The 10,581-nt window shown below is 33.1% G+C and carries 3 protein-coding genes; all 3 read left to right on the plus strand.

Annotated features, from left to right (window positions below; translation table 11 throughout):
* Positions 1 to 45: 45 nt before the first annotated feature.
* Positions 46 to 1,944 (plus strand): asparagine synthase (glutamine-hydrolyzing), encoded by a 1,899-nt coding sequence (gene asnB / locus BLR30_RS09595; protein ID WP_089857583.1) that lies wholly within the window; start codon positions 46 to 48, stop codon positions 1,942 to 1,944.
* Positions 1,945 to 1,982: 38 nt separating this feature from the next.
* The gene (locus BLR30_RS09600; protein WP_089857585.1) at positions 1,983 to 5,093 is read left to right on the plus strand and encodes a non-ribosomal peptide synthetase; all 3,111 of its coding nucleotides are present in this window, start codon (positions 1,983 to 1,985) and stop codon (positions 5,091 to 5,093) included.
* Positions 5,094 to 5,182: 89 nt separating this feature from the next.
* Positions 5,183 to 10,581, plus strand: a 5,399-nt coding sequence (locus BLR30_RS09605) for a non-ribosomal peptide synthetase (protein WP_139164614.1), incomplete at its 3' end; no start/stop codon positions are given.

The following is a 10,581-nucleotide window of genomic DNA, read 5'->3' on the forward strand; positions in this document are numbered from 1 at the left end:
TATTAAAACAAAAAAATAAACTTTAACCTTTAAAAAATTAAAAGGATGTGCGGAATATGTGGCTTTATCAGATTTGATAGACGTACAAGTGAAGACGACAAAAGAATTGTCAGAAATATGAACGAAAAACTTCTTCATAGAGGTCCTGATGCTCAGGATGTGGCGGTTTTTGAAAATATAGCTCTTGGATTTACAAGATTGAGTATTATAGGACTTGAAAACGGAATGCAGCCTATTTATAACGAGGACGAGTCTGTTTTAATCATTTGTAACGGAGAGATATTCAATTATATAGAGCTTCGTGAGGAACTCAAAAACAACGGGCATACTTTCAGAACTGCATCAGACGTAGAAGTTATTGTACACTTATACGAACAATACGGAATGGAGTTCCTGAATATGCTTAATGGGCAGTTTGCATTCGCGTTATATGATAAAAGAAAGAGAAAATTATTTTGCGCAAGAGATCAGATGGGGATCATACCTTTCCATTATACTTTTATCGACAATACATTCATTTTCGGATCCGAAGTGAAAGCGATACTTGAGCATCCTGCCGTAAAAAGGGATGTTGATCTTACAGCATTGGACCAAGTCTTTACGTTTCCGGGATTATACAGCCCGAGAACAATGTTCAAAGGAATAAACAGCCTTGAAAATGGTCATTACCTTACCATTGATGATGATGGAAAAATAACCAACACTGAATATTGGGATTTAATATATCCTGAAGGTGAAGACGATGAAGATATCATCTCTGAAGAACATTATATAGATGAGCTGGAAAGACTTTTTGAAAGAGCAATTAATTTAAGACTAAGAGCAGATGTACCTTCAGGACTGTATCTTAGCGGAGGATTGGATTCTTCAATGATTACCATGAAAGTCAATCAGCTAGCTCCTGATGCAAGAAAAGAATCCTTTTCAATAGATTTTATTGATTCTCAGTACTCGGAATCTATCTATCAGAAACTTATTGCTAAAGAAGGAAATGCAAAGCTTAATCAGAGAACGTTTTTTTATGACGATATAATTCAGAGATTACAGCATTCGGTTTATCATAGTGAATGTCCTATCAAAGAAACGTACAACACAGCGTCATTATCACTTTCAGAATCTGTAAGAAATAAGAATATAAAAGTAATTCTTTCCGGAGAAGGTGCAGACGAGTTTTTCGCAGGATATGTAGGTTATCGTTTTGATAAAATGAAAGCCATGAATATCAGTAAGAACAACGGATATTCTGCTGAAGATGAATTAAAACAAAAATTATGGGGAGATAGATCATTCTTCTACGAAAAAGATTACACCCAATTCACAACGCTGAAAAGAAGCCTTTATTCTTCAGAAATGAATGCATCTTTTGATGAGTTTAACTGTCTTAATCATCCTGTTATTAATAAAGAAAGAATAGAAAACAGGGATGTACTTAGAAAAAGAGCTTATATAGATTATAAGTTAAGATTGGTAGATCATTTGGTTTCCGATCACGGAGACAGAATGGCAATGGCAAACTCTGTGGAAGTAAGATATCCTTTCCTTGACAAAGACCTTATAGAATTTTCGACAAGAGTACCATCTGGTCTTAAGCTTAAAGATTTTACGGAAAAATATATCCTGAAAAAAATGGCAGCCAGATTTGTTCCGCAAGAGGTATTCAATAGAGAAAAGTTTCATTTTATAGCTCCGGGAAGTCCTTATCTGCTTCAGAAAAATATAGAATACATCAACGATATTTTGTCTTATGATCTCATCAAAAAGCAGGGATATTTTAATCCGGATGAAGTGGAAAGACTTAAAAAACTTTACAGTCAGGATGGCTTTACAATTAATGCCCCTTTTGAAAGTGATCTGTTGATTATCGTCATCACATTCGGAATTCTGCTCGATACATTCTTTAGTAATAAAACAAGCGAAAGCCATATGATGAAGGCATTCAGCTAAACTTAAAAGACAACTTAACCAACCAAAATTTTAACACTATGATTTTTCAAAACGCATTACTGAAAAGCTTACATACACATCAGGAAAATACAGCTATTGATAATAACGGAATATCTGTATCATATTCAGAATTAATAAAAAAGTCAGATAAAATCACCAGTTTTTTGTTAAAGCAAAATCTTGAACCCGAAACCATTGTAGGGCTTAGTTTTGACAGTAAAGAATCATTAATATATTCTATGATTGGTGCTTTAAATGCACGATGTACAATAGTTCCTATCGATATTTCAATGCCTGAGAAAAGACTTCAGATGATGGCTGATGAAATGAATCTTCAATATCTGATTACTTCTGAAAAAAACTCTTTTTTAGGAAAAACCATTGGGATCGCTCCATTTCTTATTGAAGATATATTTAATAGCGAAAATGAAGATGAAATTCAAAATATTAAGTATCCGGCTTTTGATAAGGAAGATAGTATTTATATATATTTCACTTCAGGATCAACAGGTAAGCCTAAAGGAATTATAGGGAAAAACAACAGTCTTCTGCAATTTTTAAATTGGGAAATACAGGAATTCAATATTGATAGCAATACTAAAGTAAGCCAATTGATCCATCCTTATTTTGATGCCTTTTTAAGAGATGTTTTTGTTCCTTTATTATCGGGAGGTACCATTTGTATTCCTCCTGCAGATGAAGATTTTTTCACGCCGGAAAAACTTACGAAATGGATAGAAGCTTCCGGTGTTAATATTATCCATTGTGTACCGAGTTTATTCAGAGTTATAAATAATGACCAACTGACAAGCGAAAGCTATCCGGAACTGAAGAATGTTTTACTTTCCGGAGAGAAAATAAATCCGGCTGAGCTTAAAAAATGGTACGATCTGTTCGAAGGGAGAATTCAGTTGACAAACCTTTATGGAGCCACTGAAACCACAATGATCAGATTTTTTTACCACATAAAGCCGGAAGATGCTAATCTCTCTAAAATATCAATAGGAAAGCCGATTGCAGATACTGATTTCTTTATTGCCGATAAAAATCTTAAAAAATGCAGCCCGTTTGTTATTGGAGATCTTTATATCATTTCCGATTATATGACGAAAGGATACCTGAATGAGCCAGAGCTGAACAATGAAAAATTTGTTCTTATTGATGCAGGAAACGGTGAGAAAAAACGTGCCTTTAAAACAGGGGACAAAGCCAGAGTAATGCCGAACGGAGAGATTGATCTGATGGGAAGAGAAGACAATCAGATTAAAATAAACGGGATAAGAATTGAAACTGACGGAATTGAAAATACATTAATATCTTCCGGAATTCTTAAGAATGCCGTTGTTTTTAAACATCCTGAAGGAGAATTTCTGATCTCTTTTGTCATTCCTTCCGAAAATACTCAAGGTTTAGAAGAAATATTAAAGAAACATCTGGAAGCCAATTTACCATCATATATGATTCCTTCGGATGTTATAAAGGTAGATAATTTTCCATTGCTGGATAACGGAAAGATAAACTTTAAAGAACTGCTTCAGTTTGTTACCAAAAATGATATTATAGTTCCTGCTAATGAAATAGAAGATAGACTTTTAAAAATTTGGAAAGAAATATTAGGAGAAGAAAAAGAAATTTCAACCACGAGCAGTTTTCATAATATAGGAGGAAATTCTTTAGCTATTATGCGCCTTATCGGTAAAATTTATAAAGAATATAATGTACGTTTTACTTTGAGCGAGTTATTCAATAACCTTACAATTATTCAGCAGGCACAGCATATCAAAACTTCAGGGAAAGATAATACCCTGATTATTCAAAAAGCAGAACCGAAAGACAGCTATAAGCTTTCTGCAGCACAGGAAAGGATTTATTATAATTACGAGCTTAACAGGCAAAGCACAGCCTTTAACCTTCCTATGATCTGGAAAATAGAGGGCAGTTTCAATGAAGAAAAACTTACTGAATCTATTAATAATTTAATTGAAAGACATGAAAGTTTAAGAACGGAATTCAGGTTTGTAGAAGGAGAAATCCGTCAGATTGTTAAAGATAAAGTTGATTTTAGTGTTGAAATCATTCATGCTGATGAAAATATAGATAAAGAAATAACAGCTTTCATCAGACCATTTGTTCTTGATGTTGCACCTCTTTTCAGATGCGGGATTATTTATAGCAATAATGAAACATATATTATTGTTGATCTTCATCATATTGTTTGTGACGGGATGTCTCAGAATAATTTATTTTCAGACTTAATGAAGCTGTATAATAATGAGCAGTTGCCGTTATTACCTTTGCAGTACAAGGATTATTCTGAGTGGGAACAAGCATTCAGACATACAAATGACTACATTTCACACAGGGAGTTCTGGCTAAAAATGTTTGAAGGCAACATTCCGGACTCCAAATTCCCGGTTTCGGATGAAAACATCGATCATACTTCTGATTCAGGAGGAACAGCAACTTTTAAAATAGATATCCGAACGATTAAAAAGGTTACGGAAAGTTTAAAAACTGAAGAGGTCACCACATTTTCATCTTTATTTTCCATGTTCTTCTTATACTTATCTCAGTTTACAGGCCAGGAAGATCTTGTAATAGGGATCAACAGTTCGGGAAGGTTGCAGGATGAGCTGGAAGATGTTGTCGGAATGTTCACCAAAACGCTTCCGGTAAGATATCATCTGAACGAAAATATGACGTTCAGTGAGTTTGCAAAAGAAGTTCATAAAGTTCTTGTTCAGGCTCACAGTTCACAGATTTATGATCTTGCGAATATTGTGAAGGAAATTAATAATAACAGAAATATTGCTGTGAAGCAGCTATTTGACGTAATGTTTGTTTTCCAAAATTTTGAAGCTAAAAAAGTGGATCTGCAAGACCTTCAGTTATCTGCTTATGAGTTTGAAAATAAAACCTATAAATATCCAATTACCTTATTTGCAAGCGAAGGAGACGACGCAATGTACTTCAGAATGGAATATTCGGCTCTTCATTTTACCGCAGGCGATATAGAAATTATTATCAGACAGTTCCACGACCTTATCATTAAAATATCAGAGAATATAGATATGAATCTGATAGATTGTTTTGATAATGAATTGGCTGTATCATCATTGAATACAGAAGAAATCAATTTCAATTTTTAATGAATTTATTCAGAGGAATCTTTAGTAAAAGACAGAATCTGTAAAAGTTAAGGGCAATTATATTAAATATTAAAAAAGAAAACCGACATATGTCCACACTAAACTTAAAACTCGATTTTGAAGCTATAAATGCTAATAAAAATATTATCGCAAGAAATTACTGGAAAAACAGACTGGAAAATTATGTTTCAGAAGATTATTTTAGAAGAAATAAAGCAAAAACTTCTTCAACTCATACGGAAGAGATAATTACTGAGGCTGATGAAAAGGTTTGTAATACATTACAAAAAATTGTAAATACACCTAAAGCTAAACATGTTTTTCTATTATCTGTTCTTGGAATTTTAGCAGAAAAATATTCGTCTAATTCCGACGTTACCATTTTTACAACTACTTACACAGAAAATAACACAGAACCAAAGGGTTTCGTTTTTCCGGTAAGAATGAATGATTTTGGTCATTCTACATTTCCTGCATTTCTTACAGAGCTTAAAAATAATATACTTAATGATTATAAACACAGCAATTATCAGCTTAAGAAAATAATTAATCCTGAAGACGGGGAAATAAAAGATCTTCCTTCAGTAGGAATGCTTGTAGAAGGTATTCAGGAAGTTGATGCGTTTGATGCTTTGTCTCCTGATCTTCTGTTTGTTTTTAATGTAGATAATGGTTTATCATTGAAAATCAGCTATACAGCAGAATCATATGACAATAATTATATAAAAGGAATAGCAGATCATTACTTTAATTTGTTGGTATCACTCATAGATAATAAAGAAAAAGAGATTGATTCTATAGAGTTAATATCAGACAGTGAAAAACAAAGAATCGTAAACCTGTTTAATGATACTGAAAAATATTATCCGGAAGACAAAACAATTTTAGACTTATTTATAGAACAGGTCCGTAAAACACCAGAAAATGTAGCTGTTGCCTATAAAGATGAAAAGCTTACTTATCAGGAACTCAACGAAAGGTCTAATCAGCTTGCTCATTATTTATTAGAAAAATTTGGTGATACAAACAAGGTTTTTGGAGTACAAATGGATAGGTCTGTAGAGCTCATGATTACTATTTTCGGAATTTTAAAGGCAGGAGGAATTTATCTTCCTTTATCAAAAAATCATCCGACAGATCGTATTTTATATACATTGGATAATAGTAATGCTTGTGCTATTTTCACCGATACAGGAAAGCTAGAGGATTTTGAAAATAGATATGAATGTCTATATATAAACGAACTTTCTGCTTATTCAAGTACATATATTAACCTTGCAAAACCTGAGAAAATTGCTTATATAATCTATACTTCCGGATCTACAGGAAAGCCAAAAGGAGTTCTTATTAAGCATACTTCTATGGTAAACAGGCTTCATTGGATGCAGAATGAATATCAGCTTACGGAAAATGATACCATACTTCAAAAAACACCTTTAGTTTTTGATGTTTCAATATGGGAGCTGTTTTTATGGTCTATGAGTGGTGCTAAACTAGTTTTAGCTGCGCCGGGAGCAGAAAAAGATCCGCAGGAGCTTTGCGAAATTATTCAAAAAGAAAATATTACAGTTCTTCATTTTGTGCCTTCTATGCTTAATGCTTTTTTAGCTTATTTGGATGGAGCAAAGCAAAATATTTATAATCTTGAAAGCATCAGACATCTTTTTACAAGTGGAGAAGAGTTAAAAGCTGCCGATGCAAAAGCATTTTTGGATTATTGTACAAATGCGGACTTACATAATTTGTATGGTCCTACTGAAGCCACGGTGGATGTTTCATTTCATAAGGTGTCTCGTAAAGTTGCCTATCGTTCAATACCAATAGGAAAGCCAATAGATAATACTCAGCTTTTTATTTTTAATGATAAGATGCAGCTGCAGCCTATAGGAGTTCCAGGAGAACTTTTTATTGGCGGAGTAAACTTGTCTGCAGGATATGCTAATCAGCCGGAACTAACGAAGGAAAGGTTTATCAGCAATCCTTTGAATCCGGAGAGTCTGCTTTATAAAACAGGAGATCTGGCAAAATGGCTGGAAGATGGAAGCATAGAGTATCTTGGAAGGATTGATAATCAGGTAAAAATCAGAGGAAACAGAATCGAATTGGGAGAAATAGAGTTTGTGATGCAGTCTTTTCCGACAATTACAACAGCAGTGGTACTTCCAAAAGATCACGCATCCGGAGTACAGCTTGTAGGATATCTTGTCATAGATGAAGGTTTTTCTGAAGAAGCCCTCAGAAACTTTTTGGCCTCACAACTTCCTGATTATATGATTCCGTCATATTTTATTATAGTAGATCAGATTCCTGTTACCACCAATGGAAAAGTAAACAGAGAGGCTTTACTATCGATTGTGGTAAAATCTGCTGAAGAATATATAGCGCCGGAAACGGAGCTGCAAAAACTTTTATTTACGTATTGGAATGAAATATTAGGCACTGAAAAAATAGGAATTAATGACAGTTTTTTCAGAGTAGGAGGAGATTCAATATTAGCAATCAGGCTTATTGGTATGATTAATAATTATATCTCTGCTAATATTTCTATGGCTGATATATATGAAAATGATACCATAAAAAAGCTAGCTGATTTTATTCAGAAATCAGAGGAGAAAGAATATTCTGAAATATTTGATGTCATTGAGCAGGAATTGGAAAAATTCGAGTCAGAATATAAAAAACATAACCAGAATAGTCTCATTGAAAAAGTGTATCCAATGAGTGATATTGAAAAGGCGATGTGTTTTATTCATAAATCCAGACCTGATGATATTCTTTATTTTGAACAGCTTATGCAGCCGGTTATTTATGAAACATTGGATGTGGATGTATTCCAGAAAACTCTTGATCTTCTGGTAGAAAAACACGAAATTCTGAGAACAGGTTTTGATATAGAGCATTTTGCACATATTATCTATAGAAATGTAGATACCAAAATAGCTTTCCATGATTACAGCAATTACAGTAAAGACGAGCAAAAGCGCAAAATCGAGGAGGACATGGAAAAAAGCAGACCCGATCATTTTGACCTTCAGGCTGAAAAACTTTGGAGAATTATTATATATAAACTTCAGGATAGTCACCATGAAATTTTGTTCGAATATCATCATGCCATTCTTGATGGGTGGAGCTTTGCTTCCCTTATTACTGAGATGAATAATACTTATCTGGAGCTTTTGAGAGGTAATGCTGTAAAATTAGAAACTCTTGAAACCGGCTTCAAAGATTATATCACTCAGGAAATGTTCTACAAAAAAAATCCTCAAACAACGGAATTCTGGAAAAAAGAACTTAAGAATTATAAAAAGCTTACACTAAACAAGACTACGGACCTTAAAGATTTTAAATCTGTAAGAGATGTTTATCCTGCAAAACTTTTAACGGATCTCGAAAAGATAGCAGCTGAGAAAAACACTACAGTTAAAAATATCTTGCTTTCTGCTTATGTCTATACAATGAAAATGCTGTCTGGAGAAACAGATATTCTTGTAGGTCTTGTGACATTTACCAGACCGCTAAAAAAAGACGGAGAAAAATTACTGGGATGTTTCCTTAATACAGTTCCTTTCAGAATAACGGTTCCTGAAAATATTACCTGGACACAATATATTGCTGCAATCGATAAGAAAGTATTGGAAGTAAAAAAATATGATCATCTGTCACTTTTTGAAATCAGTAACGCGATCGGAAGCGCAGGTTTGGGAAATCCACTTTTTGATACTTTCTTTAATTATATCAATTGGCATGTAAAGGAAAATATGAAGATTGCGGAAACGGTAGATCAGGATGACAGAACCTATTTTGATACGTTTTTGAGAGGAAATACTTTTTTTGATGTTAACTATGATGTAACCAATAAAAATATAATCTGTATGCATGAGTACTCTTCTCCATTCATGACGGAGGAAAGATATGCGCAGTACAGCGATATATTTTTAACAATTTTAGATAGAATTATCATAAATTCTGATGAAATGATCAATGCTGATGACTTTTTCTGGAATCCTTTACAGGAAAATCTGGCAAACGAGTTTTCTCAATATGAAAATTTGAATGCTGAATCAGGAGATATTCTTCCTTTGGAATACCATGAAAATAAACGTAGAATAAAAGAAATTGAGTCCGGAATTTTTTTCAATGAGACAATCACCGTAACAGCAGTATCTGAAGAAAAACTAAATACGGAAACATTGGAAAAAAGTATTCAGAAAGTAATGAATACACATAATATTTTAAGAACAGAGATTTGCAGATCCGAAGATCAGTATGATCAGAAATTTATTCCGTCAGTTAATGTAAAGATTACAGAAAAATACGCTGTATCACAAGATGAGGCTGATGAAATAATTGGGCAAGAAAAATCGAATTTATTCGACCTGAATTCTCCTTTGCTATCTGCAATGCTTGTTAGATTGGCAAATTCAGATAAGGTGACTGCATCTTTTACTTTCCATAATTCGATTGTAGACAGTTCTTCCGCAGAAAAAATTGTTGAAGATATTTTCAGTGCGTATCAATCTAAGAATTGGGATGCAAATAAAGAAACAAAGCTTTCTTATTTAGGGTATTCTCTTTGGAAGCAAAAGAAAATCAATAAGTTGTATCCTGAACTTTTAAATTATTGGAAAAACAAACTTCAAAATATTCCTGCAAAACAACAATTACCTTTTATTAAAGCAGAGAAACGTTCTGATGTTTATAATGCAGCAGAAAAGAATATTCATATTCCTGAAAGTACTTTTGAAAAAATAGTTGATTTTTCAGACAGAAATAATATTGATGTAAGTAGTGTTCTATTGGCAGGATTTACAATATTATTAAATAAATACAACCAACAGGAAGCAATTGCTTTAGGATCGGTTGTTTCAGAGAAAAGTTTTATCAATGAGAATCTAATTGGTCCTGCTTCAAGAGTTATACCATTTGTAAGTGTCATTTCAGAACAAAAAAACTTTGAAGAGTATACCAAAGAGTTAAATGGAATATATCATAATGATATAAAAAATAGTCTGCTACCTTTAGATGCGTTAAAAGCTGATCTTTTCTCTGGAAATAACAATAGTAATGAAGATTTTGACATCATCTTCCAATATAATGAAAAGGAGTCGGATAAAGACGCAAAAATAAAAATCACCAATGTTAATGACTTTTCTGAACAAAAAAGCTTACATCTGATTCTGAATAAAACAGCGAATTCGATAACAGGTAAAATAAAATACAACTCGGCATATTTAGATGCAGAAATGATGGATTTCCTTCCCGTTCATTTTAATGAAATTATCACGCAGCTTATTAATAATCCTGATCATTCTATTGCGGATATTTCCATGCTTCCATCTTGTGAATTGGATTTGATTTTGCATGAATTCAATGATAGTTCAAATACTTTCACGGGTCATACAACAGTTTTAGATCTATTATCAGATCGTGTTGTAGAATTTTCGGATGCTCCTGCTTTGATTTTCGGCGAATCTGAGATGAGTTATTC

The sequence above is a fragment of the Chryseobacterium taeanense genome (assembly GCF_900099685.1).
Taxonomy (GTDB): Bacteria; Bacteroidota; Bacteroidia; order Flavobacteriales; family Weeksellaceae; genus Chryseobacterium; species Chryseobacterium taeanense.